General features: G+C 37.5%; 16 protein-coding genes. 8 read left to right on the top strand and 8 right to left on the bottom strand.

Annotated features, from left to right (window positions below; translation table 11 throughout):
* The 5 genes from bioD to DCC35_RS21215 all read right to left on the bottom strand — a co-directional run bounded on the left by bioD (position 1) and on the right by DCC35_RS21215 (position 4,690).
* On the bottom strand, positions 1-612 hold the full coding sequence (bioD, locus tag DCC35_RS07860) for a dethiobiotin synthase (RefSeq protein WP_137090263.1): 612 nt from the start codon (positions 610-612) through the stop codon (positions 1-3).
* Positions 613-622: 10 nt separating this feature from the next.
* Positions 623-1,762 (bottom strand): aminotransferase class I/II-fold pyridoxal phosphate-dependent enzyme, encoded by a 1,140-nt coding sequence (locus DCC35_RS07855; RefSeq protein ID WP_137090262.1) that lies wholly within the window; start codon positions 1,760-1,762, stop codon positions 623-625.
* A 76-nt stretch (positions 1,763-1,838) separates the two neighbouring features.
* Positions 1,839-2,822 carry a biotin synthase BioB gene (gene bioB / locus DCC35_RS07850; RefSeq protein ID WP_137090261.1) on the bottom strand — a complete coding sequence of 328 codons (984 nt, stop codon included), beginning with the start codon at positions 2,820-2,822 and terminating at the stop codon, positions 1,839-1,841.
* Positions 2,823-2,939: 117 nt separating this feature from the next.
* Entirely contained in the window at positions 2,940-3,977 is a 1,038-nt protein-coding gene (gene sppA, locus DCC35_RS21220) for a signal peptide peptidase SppA (RefSeq protein ID WP_246070190.1), read from the bottom strand.
* Between the two features lie 17 nt (positions 3,978-3,994).
* On the bottom strand, positions 3,995-4,690 hold the full coding sequence (locus tag DCC35_RS21215; protein WP_246070189.1) for a S49 family peptidase: 696 nt from the start codon (positions 4,688-4,690) through the stop codon (positions 3,995-3,997).
* Between the two features lie 84 nt (positions 4,691-4,774).
* Here DCC35_RS21215 and folK point away from each other — a divergent pair, with 84 nt between their 5' ends.
* On the top strand, positions 4,775-5,290 hold the full coding sequence (gene folK, locus DCC35_RS07840) for a 2-amino-4-hydroxy-6-hydroxymethyldihydropteridine diphosphokinase (protein WP_246070188.1): 516 nt from the start codon (positions 4,775-4,777) through the stop codon (positions 5,288-5,290).
* A gap of 17 nt (positions 5,291-5,307) precedes the next feature.
* Here folK and fabD read toward each other — a convergent pair whose 3' ends face one another.
* A complete protein-coding gene (gene fabD / locus DCC35_RS07835; protein WP_137090260.1) occupies positions 5,308-6,186 on the bottom strand; it encodes an ACP S-malonyltransferase in 879 nt (292 codons plus the stop codon).
* 162 nt (positions 6,187-6,348) lie between these two features.
* The gene (locus tag DCC35_RS07830) at positions 6,349-8,382 is read right to left on the bottom strand and encodes a T9SS type B sorting domain-containing protein (protein WP_137090259.1); all 2,034 of its coding nucleotides are present in this window, start codon (positions 8,380-8,382) and stop codon (positions 6,349-6,351) included.
* Positions 8,383-8,443: 61 nt separating this feature from the next.
* Between DCC35_RS07830 and DCC35_RS21495 the strand changes: the two genes are divergently transcribed.
* A complete protein-coding gene (locus tag DCC35_RS21495; protein ID WP_262710380.1) occupies positions 8,444-8,578 on the top strand; it encodes a hypothetical protein in 135 nt (44 codons plus the stop codon).
* Between the two features lie 64 nt (positions 8,579-8,642).
* Here the strand turns inward: DCC35_RS21495 and DCC35_RS07825 are convergent, their stop codons facing one another.
* The gene (locus DCC35_RS07825) at positions 8,643-9,218 is read right to left on the bottom strand and encodes a hypothetical protein (RefSeq protein ID WP_137090258.1); all 576 of its coding nucleotides are present in this window, start codon (positions 9,216-9,218) and stop codon (positions 8,643-8,645) included.
* Between the two features lie 296 nt (positions 9,219-9,514).
* Here DCC35_RS07825 and DCC35_RS07820 point away from each other — a divergent pair, with 296 nt between their 5' ends.
* From DCC35_RS07820 to DCC35_RS07795, 6 genes are all read left to right on the top strand, one after another.
* Positions 9,515-10,204 carry a succinate dehydrogenase cytochrome b subunit gene (locus DCC35_RS07820; protein ID WP_137090257.1) on the top strand — a complete coding sequence of 230 codons (690 nt, stop codon included), beginning with the start codon at positions 9,515-9,517 and terminating at the stop codon, positions 10,202-10,204.
* A gap of 9 nt (positions 10,205-10,213) precedes the next feature.
* Positions 10,214-12,142 carry a fumarate reductase/succinate dehydrogenase flavoprotein subunit gene (locus tag DCC35_RS07815; RefSeq protein ID WP_137090256.1) on the top strand — a complete coding sequence of 643 codons (1,929 nt, stop codon included), beginning with the start codon at positions 10,214-10,216 and terminating at the stop codon, positions 12,140-12,142.
* Positions 12,143-12,155: 13 nt separating this feature from the next.
* Positions 12,156-12,914, top strand: coding sequence for a succinate dehydrogenase/fumarate reductase iron-sulfur subunit (locus DCC35_RS07810; protein WP_137090255.1), 759 nt, complete (start codon positions 12,156-12,158; stop codon positions 12,912-12,914).
* Between the two features lie 64 nt (positions 12,915-12,978).
* Positions 12,979-14,130: a THUMP domain-containing class I SAM-dependent RNA methyltransferase gene (locus DCC35_RS07805; RefSeq protein WP_137090254.1), complete on the top strand. Its 1,152-nt coding sequence runs from the start codon at positions 12,979-12,981 to the stop codon at positions 14,128-14,130.
* 12 nt (positions 14,131-14,142) lie between these two features.
* Complete coding sequence (locus tag DCC35_RS07800; RefSeq protein WP_137090253.1) at positions 14,143-16,401, top strand: patatin-like phospholipase family protein; 2,259 nt, start codon at positions 14,143-14,145, stop codon at positions 16,399-16,401.
* Positions 16,402-16,499: 98 nt separating this feature from the next.
* Positions 16,500-19,889 carry a methylmalonyl-CoA mutase family protein gene (locus DCC35_RS07795; RefSeq protein WP_137090252.1) on the top strand — a complete coding sequence of 1,130 codons (3,390 nt, stop codon included), beginning with the start codon at positions 16,500-16,502 and terminating at the stop codon, positions 19,887-19,889.
* Positions 19,890-20,027 lie beyond the last annotated feature (138 nt).

Genomic DNA, 20,027 nt, shown 5'->3' with positions numbered 1-20,027 from the left:
TTATATTTTCTCTCTTATTCTTTCTGCGTATTTTTTAATTTCTTTTTTAGTAATCTTCTCCTCGGTGTAAATGTGCAGTAACTCCTCTAATCCACTTCGTTGTAAGATTATCTCCTGACTTTCCGGGTTCGGATCACCATTAAAAACAATCCCCCTCACTGGAATTTCATTTTGTGATAACCAATCCAGTGTCAACAAAGTATGATTTATGGATCCCAGGTATAAATTTGAAACAACTATTACCTCTGCATTTACTCTTCTCGCTATGTCAATAACATTTTCCTGATCGTTTAAGGGCACAAGTACACCCCCTGCGCCTTCAATAATCAAATGGTTATTAGTTTCCGGTAACTCAATTCTTTGTAAAGAAACTTCGACTTCCTCTTTCTTACCAGCTGCGTGAGGAGAAGCAGGTGTCTTCAGTTTTATTCCTTCTTCATGAAATTTACTTTTTTTATTAGACACTAATGTACGAACAGAATCCGTATCACCTGGAAGGCCAGCCTGAATCGGTTTCCAGTAATCTGCCTTTAACGCTTCGCATAATATAGCTGAAAAAACAGTTTTACCGCTATCTGTACCTATTGCAGTTACAAAAAATCTATGAGCCATTATTGACAATTTAAAGTGTTAGTCCGTCAAACAATTTGTTAATATCTTCTTTTGTATTATCAGAATGCAAGCACACCCGGATTCTTTCTGATCCCTTTTTAACTGTAGGTGATTTTACCGGCCGAACTTCTATATTATCAGCTCTAAGTACTTCGCATACCCGGTCTACCCTTTCGTTTCCCGGAATTATAATTGATTTTATAGGTGCTTTTGAATCAATCAGGTTCATTTCTAAACCAAAATCAGCTCTCTTCGCAATTTCAGAAAACAATGCCATATTTCTTTGTAATCCTATTCTCTTTCTTTCACCATATTCACCAGAAAAGAGCTTAGTTGCCCCTTTAATTAATGCTACCTGGTGATCAGGAGGAGCTGTAGTATATATAAAGGGGCGAGAAGTATTTATTATAAAGTCTATTAATTCACTATTACCGGCTACCAAAGCCCCATGAGTCCCAGGGCCCTTTCCATAAGTATAAATTCGAGTTAAAAGTCTATTTTCAAGATTTTCTGCAATGGCCAGGCCTTTTCCATTAATCCCATACCACGCTGTAGTATGTGCTTCATCTAAAATAATTCCGGCATCGAACTTCTCAGCAATTTCCACAAGCTTAAGAAGATTTACAAAATCACCATCCATACTATATACTGATTCAGCAACAATAAATATTTTGCCTTGGCCAAATCGGTCAATTTTCCTTTCAAGGTCTTCAAAATCATTATGCTTAAAAGGATATGATTCAGCAAAATTTAACCTGACACCATCCTTCATGCAAGCATGACTCAATTCATCATAGAAAATAGTATCTCCTCTTTGAGGCAAAGATGAAAGTACTGCTAGGTTTGCCTGGTATCCCGATGAAAAAATCAATGTGGCCTCGGCATTGTAAAAATTAGCCAGATAGTCTTCTGTTTCTTGGATATAATCACTATTCCCACCTAAAAGTCTGCTACCTGAGCTACCTGCTTTAAAAGGCCTTCTATTTAATTCCTCATTTAGAATTAATTTCAATTCTTCGCTTTTACTAAGGTTCAGGTAATCATTTGAAACGAAATCAATTCCATCGCCTATCCCTACCAATCGCCGGTAAGTACCTGTGGCTTTCTTTTTCTCAAGAAACTCTGTAATAAAATTATTTATTGATTTCATTCTATATCCCTACCCCATAAAAGATAAAAAAGCTGCCATTTCTGGCAGCTTTAATAATGATTTCAGTTTTAATTTTTTAAGCTACCGTGGCTTTCTCCTGATCTTTAAATGCCTTTCTTGGTTTCAGATTCAACACCTGGAAAAGCTCTTCATCTTCATTCACTTCAGGGTTTGGAGTGGTAAGAAGTTTATCTCCGGCAAATATCGAATTCGCTCCCGCCATGAAACAAAGTGCTTGTTCTTCCTGAGACATTCTCACTCTCCCGGCTGATAACCTTACCATTGCTTTAGGCATTATGATTCTCGCTGTCGCTATCATTCTGATCATATCCCATACTGGCACTTTTGGTTGCTTTTCCATAGGAGTTCCTTCAACAGGCACTAAAGCATTCACAGGAACTGATTCAGGATGTTCTGGTAAAGTAGCTAAGGTATGTAGCATGCCAACTCGGTCTTTCTCTGTTTCGCCAAGTCCTATTATACCTCCTGAACAAACAGAAATTTTAGCTTTTCTCACATTTTCCAATGTATCAAGCCTGTCATCGTAATTTCTTGTTGTAATTATCTCATTATAATGTTCTTCACTGGTATCGAGGTTATGGTTATAAGCATATAACCCGGCTTCTTGAAGCTTCTTAGCCTGATCCTCTGATAGCATACCAAGCGTACAACAAACTTCCATACCCATGCCATTAACACCTTTAACCATTTCAAGAACTTTATCAAAGTCTCTGTTATCTCTCACCTCTCTCCATGCTGCACCCATGCAAAAACGAGTACTCCCGTTTGCCTTTGCATTTGAAGCCTTTTCCAGGACATCATCAACATCGAGTAGTTTATGTACTTTAACATCAGTATGATACCTTGCAGCCTGAGGGCAGTATGAACAATCCTCAGGGCATCCGCCTGTTTTTACAGATAAAAGTGTACAAACCTGTACTTCCTGAGCATCGTTATTTTCACGATGTACAGTTGCGGCTCTGTAAATTAAATCCAGGATGGGTGAGTTGTATATTTCCTCAATCTCTTCTCGTGTCCAATCGTTTCTGATTTCACTCATAGCAAATTGTTTTGTCAGTATAACAAAACTAAAGTTAACTGTTTAAAAATCCTATATGATTTACATGAAATAAAAAAGCAGTCAAATGACTGCTTTAATTTATATTCAAGTTGTTGATCAGTGTATTTCGAAGTCAAAAGGTGATCTGGCCTGAACGCCATTTCGCGTGTTAAGTTCATCAATTGCTTCCATGAAAGGAGCTAATACTCCTAGTTTTTCTTTTCTGGCTTTTATTGACGTCTCATCAGCAAGTCCCGTAACCAGTTCCTCTATAAATTTCTTTTTACGATAAGGATAAATACTCACCTTATAGTCATCTTCCAGACCGGCTTTCTTTGCTGCTATTTCAATTGCGGTATCAACTCCTCCCAACACATCTACTAGGCCAATTTGCTTCGCATCAGTTCCAATCCAGACTCTTCCTCCTCCAATTGCTTTTACAGAATCCTGACTCAAGCCTCTACCCTGTGCTACTTTACTGGTAAAAGTATCATATCCTTCTTCAACCATTTCCTGGAATATGCTTTGCTCATATTCTGTAAGTCTTTTATTTCTGGAAAACAGATCTGAAAATTTACCTGTAGTAACATTATCAGTAGTAATACCAAGATGTTTATCCAGACCCTCGCCTGCATATAACCAAAGACCAAATATTCCAATACTGCCGGTTATTGTATTTGGTTCTGCAACTATGGTATCACATCCTGCAGAAATATAATACCCTCCGGAAGCAGCTACATCACCCATCGATGCAATTACTGGTTTTTCTCTTTTTAAAACTTCTAATTCTCTCCAGATAACATCTGAGGCAAGCGCACTTCCTCCGGGTGAATTAACCCTTAAAACTACAGCTTTAACATTATCATCTTTCCTGAGTTTTTTAATCTGCTTGATTAAAGCACCACTTGTTATCATCTCCGGATTATCTTCATCACCAGAAACAATTGCTCCATTTGCTACCAGTACCGCTATTTTGTTATCAGTAACTTTAAAATCCACAGATAGATCCTGATAGTCACTGATATTTACAGAATTGATTTTTTCATCTTCTTCCTCCCCTAGCTTAGTTCTCAATACATCAACTACTTCATCATGATATTTTAATTCATTGATTAAGCCGTATTCAACTGCGTCTCTTCCGTTTCTAACTAACATAGAATCAGCAATCTGAACTATTTTTTCTTCTTCGATCCCCTTGATTCACTTACGTCTTTAACATATGTTCTAAACATTCCATTTAAGAATACCTGCGTCTGGTAACGGCTTTCTTCACTCATGCTTTCTCTAAGATAAGGCTCAACTGCACTTTTGAACTCACCGACTTTGAAAACATATGGTTTAACATCAAGCTTGTCCAGGGTACCTTTAAAAAAGGTAACCGTTGCACTAAATCCGTCGAGTTCCATCATTCCCTCAGGACTCAAATAAACTTCATCTGCAACCGATGCAAGGTAATAACCTCTTTCAGTTAAGATCTCATCGTAAGCGACGATGAATTTATCAGTTTCTTTGAATTCTAAAAGTGCTTTTCTCAGCTCTCTTAAAGTTGCATATCCAGCTGCAGAGCCGGCAGGTTCAAGAAAAATTCCTTTTATACTTGGATCAGAAGAAGCTTTTTTTATCGCTCTCTTCAATTTGTGTAATGAATAAGAACCCTCACCCTGACCTGTAAGTATCAAAAACGGGTCTGTAAGTTCTCTTTCGGTGATTGGTTTATCCAATCTAATGTGTAAAACAGAATTGTCCTTGACAACTATTTTGTCGCCGGAAGCTATTGCAGATCCTATTCCAATTGTTATAAAGAACAAAATCGCACAAAAAACAATCAGTCCGACTATTGTTGCTAATACACCTTTTAAGAAATTCATATAATTATTCTTATTAAATTCAAGCTCAAAAATTAAAATAATTTTTATTTAATACAACAGATTTTTAACTGTTGGTAATTTTAAATGATGAAAGGAATATACCTATTATTGGGAACGAATCTTGGCGAGAGAAAAGAAAACCTTAAAATCGCCTCCATGAAGATTGAAGAACAGGTGGGACAAATATTAAATTATTCGTCTATATATGAAACCGCGGCCTGGGGAAAAACGGATCAGCCGAATTTTTATAACGCTGTACTTGAAATAGAAGCTGATATCTCACCTGAAGACCTCATTAAAAAATGCTTGCTTATCGAAAAAGAAATGGGCAGAAAAAGAATTGAAAAATGGGCTGAAAGATTAATTGATATCGACATACTATATATGGATGACTGGATTGTAAAAACGAATGATTTACGGATACCCCATCCAAGGATTCAGGACAGAGCTTTTACGCTCATTCCAATGAACGAATTAAATAAAACTTTTAAACACCCGATTTTTCTCAAAACTCAACATGAGTTACTAAAGTCGTGCAGCGATAATCTAAAGGTGAAAAAAATTGACAAAAAAAAGCCCGAAGGAGATCTCCGGGCTTAATATTAATAGTTCTTTTATTATTGAATACCTGAAACCTCCGCTGGCCTGTGTATTTTCTTAACCAGTCCTTGTAATACTTTCCCAGGGCCACATTCAATAAAATCTGTTGCTCCGTCTTCAACCATGTTCTGAACAGTTTGTGTCCATCTTACCGGTGAAGTCAATTGCTTGATCAACTTATCCTTTATTACTTCAAGATCGGTACTTGGTTTAGCATCATAATTCTGATAAACCGGACAAATCGGATTTTGAAAATCTGTGTTTTTTATTGCCTCTTCTAACTCCTCCTGTGCCGGAGACATTAATGGACTATGAAAAGCTCCTCCAACTTTCAAAGGAAGTGCTCTTTTTGCTCCGGCTTCTTTCATTTTATTACAGGCTGTTTCAATTCCTGAATTTGAACCGGAAATCACCAGCTGACCAGGGCAATTGTAATTTGCTGCAACTACTACATCATCTATTTCTTTACAAATTTTTTCAACCACTTCATCATCCAGCCCTAAAATAGCTGCCATTGTAGAAGGATTCTGTTCACATGCTTTTTGCATTGCCATAGCCCTTTTAGAAACTAAAGTAAGGCCATCTGAAAAGCTTAAAGTTTTATTTGCTACTAAAGCAGAAAATTCTCCCAGAGAATGACCAGCAACCATATCAGGCGAAAAATTCTCCGAAACTTCCGCTGCTATTACTGAGTGTAAAAAAACTGCAGGTTGGGTTACTTTAGTCTGTTGCAACTCTTCAGCGCTTCCTTCGAACATAATTTTCGAAATATCAAAGCCCAGAATATCATTAGCCTCTTCAAATCTTTTTTTTGCCAGATCAAAAGAATCAAATAAATCTCTTCCCATCCCCGGAAATTGCGCTCCTTGTCCGGGAAAAACGTATGCTTTTTTCATGGTATATATTATTTTCTAACTGGATTAATACTTATTGTGACCTCAAATCACAATTATTTTGATGACAAAGATAGGATATTTATTCTACTTTTTGATTTATATAAAAACAGGCTGAAGAAAATTGATTTTCCCCAGCCTGCCTCATATTATAATAAATTTATATTATTCGAGTAAATGAACCCATCCTTTATATTCTCTTTCTTTCTTAGCCGGGTCAAGGACTCTAAATCTTACTTTTGCAACATAATAATAAACACCAGGGTTTAACACCTGTCCATTATTACCTTCACCATTCCAGTTAATTAATATCGACTTTTCATTGCCTGAGGAATAAGTATATACTTCTTTCCCATGACTATTAAATACCTTAAATTCAACACTCTCTACAAATCGTGGGCATTTCGAAAAATCATTTTGTTGGTTACTATACGCCTCAAAAGTATCATTAAATCCATCACCATTTGGAGTAAACACATTTGGAAGCTCATAATAAGGACAATTATCTCTACAAACAACGTTAGAAGGTGCGCTTTCATTTCCCGATCTGTCAACCGCAGTTATATAATAACAGCCAGCAAATTCATCGAGATCTAAATGTGTGAAATTTGGCTCTCTTGTACTTCCAACAAGGGAAAAGGTACCTTCGTCACCGGTCCTACTGTAATAGATATTAAACAACCTTACGTCTTCAGCACATTCCTGTTCCAACTCAGGATCCCAGGTTAGTTCATTGAAGTAATTACTAAAATCACATGGCTGGTTGAACAGAAAGTCTTCACACTCTCCAACATCCAAATTATTTATTGTCAATTCTATCGGTGGGCATGGTGGAATGGAATCCGACAAAAATGAACAGGCTTCCTGTGAGAAATTTAGTAATGGTTCAGGAATATCAGGATTACCGTATGAACCAGCGGTTCTCACTACGTAACAATATTCAATTGAATCAACCAATGCCGTACCATTAAATTCACCGGTATCGGTATAATTTAATCCATTAGTAGTAACATTAACCGAATCGATTAGCACTAGTTGATCTGGATTATCCGGATCTACATTATTTCTGTAAATACGATGATATGGATATGCTTCGATCTGATTAGACCATGGAACATCTGCTGACCAGCTAAGCGTTAACTGATCTGTTTCTGAAAAAATATCAAGATAAACAGAACTAGCATAAGAAGAGGTATCTACAAAATTATCATTCGAATCATATAATTCTACCTGATAATGGTAAGGTTGATTTTGTGTATCAAAGCCAGTATCTGTAAAAGATGTTTGTTCTCCTTCGTATACCAATGTTCTTCCAGCTCCACCATTAAAGCCTGCATGCCTGTAAAGCTTGTAATTATATGGAGGAGGAAATGAAGGATCTGTTAAATCGAATGGTGGTAACCACTCAACATTTATCTCTCCGTTAGCAGGATCTGTTTCAAGTACTGAAACTTGGGTAATGACGGGAGCTTCCGCAACAACTGTGGTACAAACTTCATTGGATACATAACTTTCTCCTCCCTGCGGATCTCTGAAAACAGCTACTATTCGATAGCAATATTTTGCACCCGGACTTAGTCCCATTCCATTATCATCATCAATATAATTATTGACATCATTTGTAGTTATATCGATCAATTCATACCCGGTTCCTTCAGGCATACCAACATCACAACTTGTTGGCTCAAAAGGATTACTATCAACTCTTCTCCAGATTTGAAAACCGGAAACTATTCGATTATCACATTCGTATTCATCCCATGAGATTTCAGTACTTCTGGCAGTTCTGGGAACCACCTCTGTAATATTTGGCGGAGGACCAACTACAGTAATATTCCAGGTTTTGAAATCTACCAGGGCTGGCAAAGGTGTGTCACTTCCATTTCTTAAAGGTAAATCGGAAACTTTAAATACTACTTGCCACGGATTTTCCCTGATATGGAAACAATTTGTATTCCACTCAAAGTCTAATTGAGCCTCGGGCGCCTGGAATACAGGAGGATCCGGGGAATAAGAGGCTGGTGAGTTTGAAATCACAAAAGGACCTCCGAAAGCCTCTATTTTAACACTATCTCCATCAGGATCAGTGGCGGTTGCAGCTGGATCAAGCGAAAGAACCGTTCCTGCAGTTATACAAGTATCTTCGGGAATGATGAGCTCAGGCCTTTCATTTTCAGACTCCAGAACAATAATTTGCATATCACGTGTCACAAAACCGATACGTAGATACTCGCCATTTACCTTCCTCCATTCTTCAATTATGAAAGCTACATTATATTCAACTTCATCAACATTCGGAGGCGCATCCCAAACCAGATCTCCTGTAATTGGATCCAGAGAAAATTCAGGAGGCGCCGTTCCATCCTCCTTATCAGGAATTGTACCGTTTGGATAAGCTAAAGGATTATCAGGAAAGACATAATTTGGAACATCTGTCCCTGCTCCTTGCTTTGGAATAACTAATTTATATGAAAGACTGTCGCCTTCCGCATCAAAAGCTCCGGGGTTATGAATATAAAATTTATCCCTGTTGCAAAATCAAGTGGGTCAATCAATAATTGTGGAGTACTGTTAATTCCCAAAAATGGATCGATCAATATTTGAGACTCAACATGAAAAGGTATATCTACCGAATTCCCAAGATTAATATTCTGAATAAAATCATTTCTGTTTTGTTCAGTATATGAAATATTGTAAAATCCTGGAGCCTGATAAGTATGATCTATAACAAAAGTTACCTTCTGAAGAAAGGGCACCTGAGGTAATTGTTCAGTGGTGAACTGGCTTGGAGCCGTTTCTATTATAGTTCCATCGCCAAAATTGAGAAACCCGTTTCCAAATTCAACTCCTGATTCTGTGTCTCTGAAACCAACAAAGGTTATTCGATAGGTAAGTGATGAAGGTGATATCCTCTGAACTGTAATTTGCCCGGCCCTGATGTGTGTAGCCATTACTGAATAGTCAGCAAAAAATATCAACACTAGCATCAATAGTGAGGAGATAAGTTTTGAATATCTATTTATATTAATACTCATTTGTTAATGACAATATATTTAATAAACGAATGGTTTTGTATTGATGTACAATTCATGTCCAGAATATAGCAAAAATTAAGCCGAACATTTACTTTACCTAATATTACCATATTATGGTCATAATGCAAATAAAACTAAGGTCAAACAATAATGATTTGTAATAGTTATGACATTGAAATTTGAAATTTTAACCGGTTATTATTTAGAAAGTTTCAAAATAACACAACTAATTGGATACTAAACTGCGCAGATGTAAATTTGTCGCATTTAAAACGGTTGAAAAATAAAATAAACACATGAGCTGGTTTGTACGAACATTTGGAAGTACCCTGGGAAGGAAGCTTTTAATGGCCCTGACAGGTATATTCTTAATCTTATTTCTGGTAGTTCATCTTGCCGGAAACTTACAGTTGCTGATCCCTGACGGAGGGAAATCTTTCAACATCTATGCTGAAACAATGGGTAACAACACATTTATCCAAATCGTTTCGAAGGTCAATTTCGCATTGATTCTTTTGCATATAATTGTTGCAATTATTCTTACTCGTTATAATAGTAAGGCCCGTCCTGTCAGTTACGAAAACTTTAACGGAAACGCCAATAGCACCTGGTCATCCAGAAATATGGGCGTTTTAGGATCGGTAATCTTTATTTTTATTGCTATCCACCTGAGTAATTTCTGGTGGGTGTTTAAGTATGGGGAAGTTCCTACTACTACGTTAGAAGATGGATCGACTGTAAAAAATTATTTTGCAGTGGTTAACGAAGGATTCTCACAACTTTGGATCGTAGGTATCTACGTTCTGAGTATGGTATTCTTAGCTTTCCATTTAGCACATGGCTTCCAGAGTGCTTTTCAGACTCTTGGATTAAATCATAAAAAATATACACCTGCTATCAAAGCAGTGGGAAAATGGTTTGCCATCCTGGTTCCGATAGGATTCGCCATTATTCCAATTTATATGTACTTTAATAATATTAGTTAAGGAGACATTATGAAATTAGAATCAAAAATACCGGAAGGACCGCTGGCAGAAAAATGGACCAGGCATAAATTTAATGTTAAACTGGTAAACCCTGCCAATAAAAGGAAATTCGAGGTTATCGTAGTTGGCACCGGTCTTGCAGGAGCATCTGCTGCAGCTACCTTAGCCGAGCTTGGATATAATGTGAAGGCATTTTGTTTCCAGGACAGTCCGAGAAGAGCTCACTCTATCGCCGCTCAGGGAGGTATAAATGCTGCAAAGAACTATCAAAATGATGGTGATAGTATTTACAGATTATTTTATGACACTATTAAAGGTGGTGATTACAGATCAAGAGAAGGCAATGTCTATCGACTGTCAGAAGTATCCGTAAACATCATTGATCAATGTGTGGCTCAAGGAGTTCCTTTCGCTCGTGAATATGGTGGATTACTTGACAACCGTTCGTTTGGTGGAGCACAGGTTTCCAGAACTTTCTACGCACGTGGTCAGACTGGACAACAATTATTATTAGGTGCTTACCAGGCTCTTAGCCGCCAGGTATCTACTGGAAAAGTAAAACTTTATCCAAGAACTGAGATGCTTGACCTGGTTCTTATCGATGGTGAAGCAAAAGGTATTATAACCAGAGACCTTATCACCGGTAAAATAGAAAAGCATGCTGCTAATGCGGTTGTTCTTGCTTCTGGTGGTTATGGCAATGTTTTCTACCTTTCTACTAATGCAATGGGCTCAAATGCTACTGCAGCATGGAGAGCGCATAAAAAAGGTGCATTTTTCGCTAACCCTTGTTTTACTCAGATTCACCCTACTTGTATACCAGTTTCAGGTGACCATCAGTCAAAATTAACCTTGATGTCTGAATCATTAAGAAATGATGGTCGCGTGTGGGTACCAAAAAGTGAAGAAAAAGCGAAAGGACTTTCTGCTAAGGATGCTGTTGATATTCCTGAGGAAGAAAGAGATTATTACCTTGAAAGAAAATATCCTAGCTTCGGTAACCTTGTTCCACGTGATGTGGCATCCAGAAATGCCAAATACGTTTGTGACGAAGGCCGAGGTGTAGGTAAAACCGGATTAGCTGTATTCCTGGATTTTGCTGATGCAATTAAAAGAGATGGTAAAGATACCATAGAGGCTAAATACGGTAACCTTTTTGATATGTATCGCCAAATCACTGGTGATAACCCTTATGAAGTACCAATGATGATTTATCCAGCCGTTCACTATACAATGGGTGGTCTGTGGGTAGATTACAATCTTCAAACTTCTATTCCTGGTCTTTATGCTACCGGAGAATCTAACTTCTCAGATCATGGAGCGAATAGATTAGGAGCTTCAGCTCTTATGCAGGGACTAGCAGATGGATATTTTGTCCTTCCTTACACAATTGGCGATTACCTTGCTACTCAACCAATGGAGAAGGTTTCTAATGACCACCCTGCGTTTGACGAGGCTATCAAGGATGTAAAAGGCAAGATTAATAAATTATTGAGCATTAAGGGTAGTAAGACTGTTGATGAATTCCACAGAGAACTAGGAAAGATCATGTGGGATTACTGCGGAATGTCTAGAAATGCTGAAGGCTTAAAGAAAGCAAAAGGTCTTATAAAAGAGCTTAGAGCAGAATTCTGGGATAACGTTAAAGTATTTGGTACAAACGACGAATTAAATCAATCACTTGAAAAAGCAAACAGGGTAGCTGATTTCCTTGAGCTTGGAGAATTAATGGTTGATGACGCCCTTAACCGTGAAGAATCATGTGGAGGACACTTCAGAGAAGAGTATCAAACCGAAGAAGGTGAGGCACTTAGAAATGATGAAGACTTCTCATATGTAGCTGCATGGGAATACCAGGGTGAAAACCAGGATGAAAAGCTCAACAAAGAAGAGCTTGAATTTGAAAATGTTAAACTGACTCAAAGAAGTTATAAATAAGGAGGACGATTTTATGAACCTTACACTAAAAGTCTGGAGACAAAAAAATCAAAATGATAAGGGAAAAATGGAAACTTACCAGGTTTCTGACATTTCACCGGACATGTCCTTCCTTGAAATGATGGACGTGCTCAATGAGCAATTGATCAAGGAAGACATTGAGCCTGTTCATTTTGATCACGATTGCCGCGAAGGTATTTGTGGTATGTGTAGTATGCACATCAATGGGCGTCCACACGGACCACAACAAGCTGTAACCACATGTCAGCTACATATGAGATCTTTTAAAGACGGTGACACTATCACCATCGAACCATGGAGAGCAGGAGCTTTTCCAGTAGTTAAAGACCTTGTAGTAGACAGATCTTCATTTGACCGAATTATACAGGCAGGTGGATATGTAAGCGTAAATACTGGTGGTGTACCTGATGCTAACGAAATACCTATCCCTAAACCAATCGCTGATGAAGCATTTAATTCAGCGACTTGTATCGGATGTGGAGCTTGTGTAGCAGCTTGTAAAAACGCATCGGCAATGTTGTTTACCTCTGCAAAAGTAGCTCAGCTTGCTATGTTGCCTCAGGGTAAAACTGAAGCAAAAACAAGAGCAGAAAAAATGGTCGCTCAAATGGATGCTGAAGGATTCGGAGCTTGTACTAATACCGGTGCTTGTTCTGCTGAATGTCCTAAAGAAATCAGTCTTGAAAATATAGCAAAAATGAACAGAGAATATTTCTCTGCGAAAGCTAAGTCTGAGAATACAGAAATGTGATATAAACACAATTCAATGATATAAAAAGGAGCTTTCACGCTCCTTTTTTTTATACCTTTGCCTCATGAAAAATAATATCTTTATCAGTTCTTTACCGGGTCAAACTGACTACCTTGAAAAAGAAGTAGCCGACCTGGGTTTTGATATTGTGAAAAAATCCTTTTTTGGGATCAATATAAGAGGGTCATTTAATGACTGTGTGAAACTTAATTTATGGCTAAGAACAGCCAATAAGGTTCTTTTTGAATTAAAATCTTTCTATGCTCCGGATGCCAATAAATTATATCGCGAAGTGTATAATTTTCACTGGCAGGATATCCTTCCAGCGGATGGCTATTTTACTGTAGACTCTTATGTTAAAAACGATACCATCAAGGACAAACGATTTGCTCAGGTTAAATTAAAAGATGCAATCGTTGACAGATTAAGAAAAGAAAAGAACACAAGACCAGACACTGGGCCTGAAAGAGATGATTCGTCAGTTTATTTACACTGGTCTGAAAATAAAGCCGTAGTTTATCTTGACACAAGTGGTCACACAATTTCTAAGCATGGATACAGGCTTCACCCCTGGAAAGCTCCTCTGATTGAAGCTCTGGCTACCTCAATAATAATGGGCACTATCTGGACTCCGGATCAGCTTTTTGTGAATCCTATGTGTGGTAGTGGCACTTTAGCTATTGAAACAGCACTGATAGCAATCAACAAACGACCAGGATTGATGCGCTCTAATTACGGCTTTATGCATACTCACCTTTTCGATGTCGAGTATTATAAAGAAGAAATGATCAACCTTAAAAATCAGGTGAAAAGCGGCGATAATGTAAGAATAATTGCAGGTGATATCGAATCAAAAGCAGTTGACATTGCAAAACAAAATGCCAAAGCTGCCGGTGTTGAAGACCTGATCGATTTTTACACGGATGACTTTAGAAGAACTCCCCTGCCTGATAATGAAGGAGTAATTGTAATCAACCCTGATTATGGAATCAGACTTAGTGAAGGTGAAGACGAGAAACTTGAAGAACTATATCAGGAAATAGGAGATTTCTTCAAAAATGAAGCTACCGGATATACCGGATACATATTTACAGGCAATTTAAAATTATTAAAGCGCGTAGGATTAAGAACTTCATCAAGAAAGACTTATTTTAACGGTAAATTAGAATGCCGTCTTGCTGAATACCATCTTTATAAAGGCAGCAAAAAGGAATGATTTTTTAATCATATGAGAAAATTCCTCGAAAAGGTTTATTACTTCTTTCCAGTTAAGTTGATTTTACATCATCTTCAGGGAAAGCTTTTATTAATTTTGGGTTGGGTCTGGCTCTTTGCAGCTGCCGGTGAGCTTTTCGGAAATACATTCGGAATTCCCTACCTCTTTTTATCTCCTGAATACCTTAATGAAGTCTCTTTTTATAGTTTCGCTGTAGTAGGTATAATTCTGGGAGGGTTTGCCATGACCTTCCATATAACCTGCTATTTAATGGATGGACACAGGTATCCTTTTCTTGGTCAGTTACGCAAACCATTTACTCATTACGCGATCAATAATTCTATCATTCCGATGATATTTTTATCATTTTATATACTTAAAATCATCGGATTTCAAAAAAATTATGAATTAGCAGGGACTGAGGAAATTGTTGCAAGGGTTGGTGGTTTGCTATTAGGCTATACCGGCATGCAAGCTATCATGTACACTTATTTCATATTTACAAATCAGGATGTATTCCAGGTAATAAGAGAAAGTGTCGAAAAAAAGATAAGAAAAGTACCAATCGCCAGGCAAAATTTACTCAGGAGATATAAAAATGAATATAATAAACCTGACATTGAAGTAAAGGGATTTCTTGGGACTGACTTCAAGTTTCATAAAGTCCAGGAACCTCCCGCATACGTTACTAAATTTGCCATTTTAAAGGTCTTTGGTCAAAATAGTTTTAATGCCGTTTCGCTTGAATTCACTGCATTTGCAGCCATAATTCTGATCGGGGTCTTCCGGGAAAACCCTTTTTTCCAAATCCCTGCTGCAGCAAGCTGTATTCTTTTATTAACCATTTTGATGATGTTTGCCGGGGCTTTTTCTTACTGGTTTAAACGTTGGTCTGTATTAATGATTTTATTAATACTTATTTTTTTAAACTTCCTTCCAACTTTCGAATTTTTCAAATCAGAATATCAGGTACCTGGGATTGATTATTCAAAAAATGAGATCCCCTACTCTATCCCTAAATTAAGAGAATTAACACATTCGGATACAGTAAAAAATGATATTCTGAAAGGAATAGACATTCTTGAAAACTGGAAAAAAAATACAGGAAAAGAAAAACCTGTGATGGTAGTGATTACTAATAGCGGAGGTGGGCAGAGAGCATCACTTTGGAGCCTTACCGCAATGCAATCTCTCGACACTGCTTTAGAAAACCAATTAATGAATCATACTGCCTTGATTACAGGTGCTTCCGGAGGATTAATCGGAGCTGCTTATTACAGGGAATTATACAGACAAAAACTTCTAGGAAATATTGATAATCCCAATGACAGTATCTATCGGACCAACATCAGTAAAGATGCCCTGAATCATGTGATTTTCACCATGCTGGTTAACGATCTTTTTGTCCGTCTGCAAAGATTTGATTATAAAGGAAAAGAATATATTGCCGATCGGGGAATAGCCTTTGAAAGACAGCTTCTGGCTAATACCAACGATGTGTTAAATGTACCGGTTTCTGAATATCGGGAGCCTGAAAAAAATGGTATTATTCCCCAACTTATTATATCACCAACAATATTAAATGACGGAAGAAAACTTTTTATCGGAGCACAGGATATTAGCTACATGTCCAGGGCTACTATTGCGGTACCGTTTACTGGTGAACAAAAAGTAAAAGGCATAGAATTCATGCGCGCATTTAAGGAACATGATGCAGAAGATGTTTCTATTCTTTCTGCCCTTAGAATGAATGCTACATATCCGTACATCCTTCCGAATGTAGGCCTGCCTACGGATCCTGAAATTAAAATTTTAGATGCAGGATTAGTCGATAACTTTGGTATTAGCGATGCAATAAGATTTTTATTAAGCTTCAGAAACTGGATTTCCAGAAACACCTCAGGAATAGTTATTGTAACAATCAGAGATTCTGCCGTACATTCTCCTCCTGATTCCGATATCAGTCAGACGCTAATGGAAAAATTCACTATTCCAATTACCGGAGTCTATAACAACCTTCCTAATTTACAGGATTACAGTAACGACAAGGAAATGGAACTATTAAAGGCCTTACTTGAGGTACCTGTGAATTTAGTTCCAATTGAATATATCCCGGAAAGAAATAAAGGTGAAATAGAGGGAAAAAGAGCTACCCTTAACTGGAGGCTTACCAATAGAGAAAAAGAAAATATTATCCGTAATATTAGCGAAACACATAATATTCTTGCCATCCAGAAAATAAAAGGGCTGGTAAACTGTCCTGAAAAGTAATCTACCTTACACTTGTTAGTAAAATTCATCGATTTTACGTCGAATAATAGTAATTTTGTAGGCTAACGACATTAACCTGTTAAATAAAATTTAAAATTATGTCAGCACAAGTATCTGCTCCATATAAACCAAAAAACCATATTCGAATAGTAACTGCAGCTTCTTTATTTGATGGCCATGATGCGGCAATCAATATAATGAGAAGGATTATCCAGTCAACAGGATGTGAGGTTATTCATTTAGGTCATAATCGATCTGTACAGGAAATTGTTAATACTGCAATTCAGGAAGATGCACAGGCAATAGCTATTACTTCCTACCAGGGAGGTCATGTTGAGTTTTTCAAATACATGTACGACCTGTTAAATGAAAAAGGTTGTGGCCACATTAAGATCTTTGGTGGTGGTGGCGGAACTATCCTCCCGGAAGAAATTAAGGAGCTGCACGATTATGGCATAACCCGAATCTATTCTCCTGATGATGGGCGCCAAATGGGATTACAGGGCATGATCAATGATCTTGTTGAAAAATCAGATTTCCCGGTTGGAGAAGATTTAAATGGTGAGTTTTCAAAATTAAATCCTGAAAATGAACAAGCCATAGCAAGAATTATCTCTGCTGCAGAAAACTTCCCTGATGAAAGCGCTGAAATTATCAGCAAAATTCATGATCTGTCTGATGAAAAGAAGGTTCCGGTACTGGGTATAACTGGTACTGGAGGATCTGGGAAATCTTCTCTTGTAGATGAGCTTGTACGAAGGTTTTTGATTGATTTTGATGATAAAAAAATCGCCATTATTTCTGTCGATCCGTCGAAAAGAAAAACAGGAGGGGCTCTTCTTGGTGACAGAATAAGAATGAATGCGATAAATAATGACAGGGTTTACATGAGATCTCTGGCGACGAGACAAAGTAACCTTGCTTTATCAAAATATGTTCAGGAAGCTATCCATGTAGTTAAAGCAGCTGGATTTGATTTCATAATCCTGGAAACTTCAGGAATTGGTCAGTCAGATACCGAAATTATCGAACATTCAGACATGTCACTGTATGTAATGACTCCTGAATATGGAGCTGCTACACAGCTGGAAAAGATCGATATGCTCGATTTTGCGGATGTTATTGCTCTGAATAAATTTGACAAAAAAGGGGCTCTGGACGCACTCAGAGATGTTAAAAAACAATACCAGCGGAATCACGGTATGTGGCATGCAACGGATGAAGATATTCCTGTTTTTGGTACAATTGCTTCTCAATTCAATGATCCCGGGACTAACAGGCTTTACAGGAAGCTTATGGATGTCATCATAGAAAAAACGGGTGTTGACCATTTGCAGTCATCTCTTTCAATTGATGATGTACCGTCTGAAAAAGTTCATATTATCCCTCCAAACAGGGTAAGATACTTATCAGAAATTTCTGAAACTTGTCGTCAATATGATGAGTGGACTGAAGGGCAAAAAGAAGTAGCTCAAAAATTATACAGTCTTCAAAACAGTATTGACATATTAAGAAATTCTGAAATTGAAGATAAAGACAGACTTCTAAAACAACTGGAAGAAACATATCATAATGTATCTCTAGATCTTGACCCTCGCAATAAAGAATTAATTGAAAAATGGCCGGAGGTAAAAGAGAATTATAATAGTGATGAATATGTTTACAAGGTCAGAGGTAAAGAAATAAAAGTTAAGACTTATACCGAATCTCTTTCACATTCTAAAATACCTAAAGTTTCTCTTCCTAAATATGAAGCATGGGGTGACTTGCTTAAATGGCAATTAAAAGAAAATGTACCGGGTGACTTTCCCTATACTGCAGGAGTTTTCCCATTCAAAAGGGAAGGCGAAGATCCAACAAGAATGTTTGCAGGTGAAGGCGGTCCGGAACGGACAAACAAACGATTCCACTATCTATCACAGGATATGCCTGCCAAACGATTAAGTACGGCATTTGACTCAGTTACCCTATATGGTGAGGACCCTGATTACAGACCTGATATTTATGGTAAAATCGGTAATAGCGGAGTAAGCATTTGTTCTTTGGATGATGCTAAAAAACTCTATTCAGGATTTGATCTTTCTGATCCGATGACTTCGGTATCAATGACAATTAATGGTCCAGCATCAACATTAACCGCTTTCTTCATGAATGCTGCAATAGACCAGTCTTGTGAAAAATACATTAAAGAAAATGGACTGGAAAGCGAGGTTGAGGCTAAAATTGAGAAAATCTATAAAGATCTTGGTGTGCCCCGCCCTCAATACGAAGGTGAGCTTCCGGAGGGTAATAACGGTTTGGGTCTGATGTTACTCGGTGTTACCGGAGACCAGGTGTTACCAAAAGATGTATATGAAAAAATAAAAGCTGAAACGATCTCGAGAGTAAGAGGGACAGTCCAGGCAGATATCCTAAAAGAAGACCAGGCTCAAAACACCTGTATATTTAGTACAGAGTTTAGCCTGAGATTAATGGGAGATGTTCAGCAATATTTTATCGATAACGTTGTAAAAAACTTCTATTCTGTATCGATTTCAGGATATCATATCGCTGAAGCAGGTGCTAACCCGATAAGCCAGCTTGCATTTACCTTAGCAAATGGATTCACATTCGTTGAATACTACCTGGCCAGAGGAATGGATATCAATAAGTTTGCACCAAATTTCTCATTCTTCTTTTCAAATGGTGTTGACCCCGAATATAGCGTTATCGGTAGGGTCGCCAGAAGAATTTGGGCTAAGGCCATGAAAATTAAATACGGGGCAAATGATCGCGCTCAGAAGTTGAAGTATCACATTCAAACTTCGGGACGTTCTCTTCACGCTCAGGAAATAGATTTCAATGATATTCGAACTACCCTACAGGCTCTTTACGCGATCTATGACAACTGTAACTCTCTTCATACTAACGCTTATGATGAAGCCATTACTACTCCTACAGAAGAGTCAGTAAGAAGAGCCGTCGCTATTCAGTTGATAATAAATAAAGAACTAGGGCTGGCAAAAAATCAAAATCCAATCCAGGGTTCATTTATTATCGAGGAACTAACTGACCTTGTGGAAGAAGCAGTTTTAACTGAATTTGATCGTATCACAGAACGAGGCGGTGTTCTTGGTGCAATGGAGACTATGTATCAACGAGGTAAAATCCAGGAAGAAAGCCTTTACTACGAAACCTTAAAGCATACTGGTGAATACCCTATTGTAGGTGTTAATACTTATTTATCAAGCAAAGGCTCTCCTACTATTATACCTAAAGAGGTAATCAGGGCTACCAAAGATGAAAAAGAAAGTCAGATCAATGCTTGCGAGGCTATCAAAACAAAGTATGATGAAACCGGTAAGAAGTTATTGAGAGATTTACAAAAATCTGCAGTGGCTAATGACAACCTTTTTGAGAAATTAATGGAAGTAACTAAGTACTGTACACTTGGTCAGATCACTCATGCTCTTTTTGAAGTGGGCGGTCAGTATAGAAGAAATATGTAATTATTTTAATTTTCATAATATCAAAAGTCTGGCAATTAGCCAGACTTTTATTTTTTATATTAAAAATTATGAATATTTTTATTATAAATGACATTATTTCGCTTTAGAGTGATTTGTAAATTCCAATAGTAAAAATAT

Source organism: Mangrovivirga cuniculi (genome assembly GCF_005166025.1).
Lineage (GTDB): Bacteria > Bacteroidota > Bacteroidia > Cytophagales > Cyclobacteriaceae > Mangrovivirga > Mangrovivirga cuniculi.
The sequence above is the reverse complement of the archived record's forward strand: the minus strand, read 5'-3'. Positions and strand labels throughout refer to the sequence as shown.

Excerpts from the sequence above, each read along its gene's own strand:
- bioD (WP_137090263.1), bottom strand. The coding sequence starts at position 612 with ATGGCTCATAGATTTTTTGTAACTGCAATAGGTACAGATAGCGGTAAA.
- DCC35_RS07855 (WP_137090262.1), bottom strand. The coding sequence starts at position 1,762 with ATGAAATCAATAAATAATTTTATTACAGAGTTTCTTGAGAAAAAGAAA.
- bioB (WP_137090261.1), bottom strand. The coding sequence starts at position 2,822 with ATGAGTGAAATCAGAAACGATTGGACACGAGAAGAGATTGAGGAAATA.
- sppA (WP_246070190.1), bottom strand. The coding sequence starts at position 3,977 with ATGTTAGTTAGAAACGGAAGAGACGCAGTTGAATACGGCTTAATCAAT.
- DCC35_RS21215 (WP_246070189.1), bottom strand. The coding sequence starts at position 4,690 with ATGAATTTCTTAAAAGGTGTATTAGCAACAATAGTCGGACTGATTGTT.
- folK (WP_246070188.1), top strand. The coding sequence starts at position 4,775 with ATGATGAAAGGAATATACCTATTATTGGGAACGAATCTTGGCGAGAGA.
- fabD (WP_137090260.1), bottom strand. The coding sequence starts at position 6,186 with ATGAAAAAAGCATACGTTTTTCCCGGACAAGGAGCGCAATTTCCGGGG.
- DCC35_RS07830 (WP_137090259.1), bottom strand. The coding sequence starts at position 8,382 with ATGCAAATTATTGTTCTGGAGTCTGAAAATGAAAGGCCTGAGCTCATC.
- DCC35_RS21495 (WP_262710380.1), top strand. The coding sequence starts at position 8,444 with ATGAAAGCTACATTATATTCAACTTCATCAACATTCGGAGGCGCATCC.
- DCC35_RS07825 (WP_137090258.1), bottom strand. The coding sequence starts at position 9,218 with ATGAGTATTAATATAAATAGATATTCAAAACTTATCTCCTCACTATTG.
- DCC35_RS07820 (WP_137090257.1), top strand. The coding sequence starts at position 9,515 with ATGAGCTGGTTTGTACGAACATTTGGAAGTACCCTGGGAAGGAAGCTT.
- DCC35_RS07815 (WP_137090256.1), top strand. The coding sequence starts at position 10,214 with ATGAAATTAGAATCAAAAATACCGGAAGGACCGCTGGCAGAAAAATGG.
- DCC35_RS07810 (WP_137090255.1), top strand. The coding sequence starts at position 12,156 with ATGAACCTTACACTAAAAGTCTGGAGACAAAAAAATCAAAATGATAAG.
- DCC35_RS07805 (WP_137090254.1), top strand. The coding sequence starts at position 12,979 with ATGAAAAATAATATCTTTATCAGTTCTTTACCGGGTCAAACTGACTAC.
- DCC35_RS07800 (WP_137090253.1), top strand. The coding sequence starts at position 14,143 with ATGAGAAAATTCCTCGAAAAGGTTTATTACTTCTTTCCAGTTAAGTTG.
- DCC35_RS07795 (WP_137090252.1), top strand. The coding sequence starts at position 16,500 with ATGTCAGCACAAGTATCTGCTCCATATAAACCAAAAAACCATATTCGA.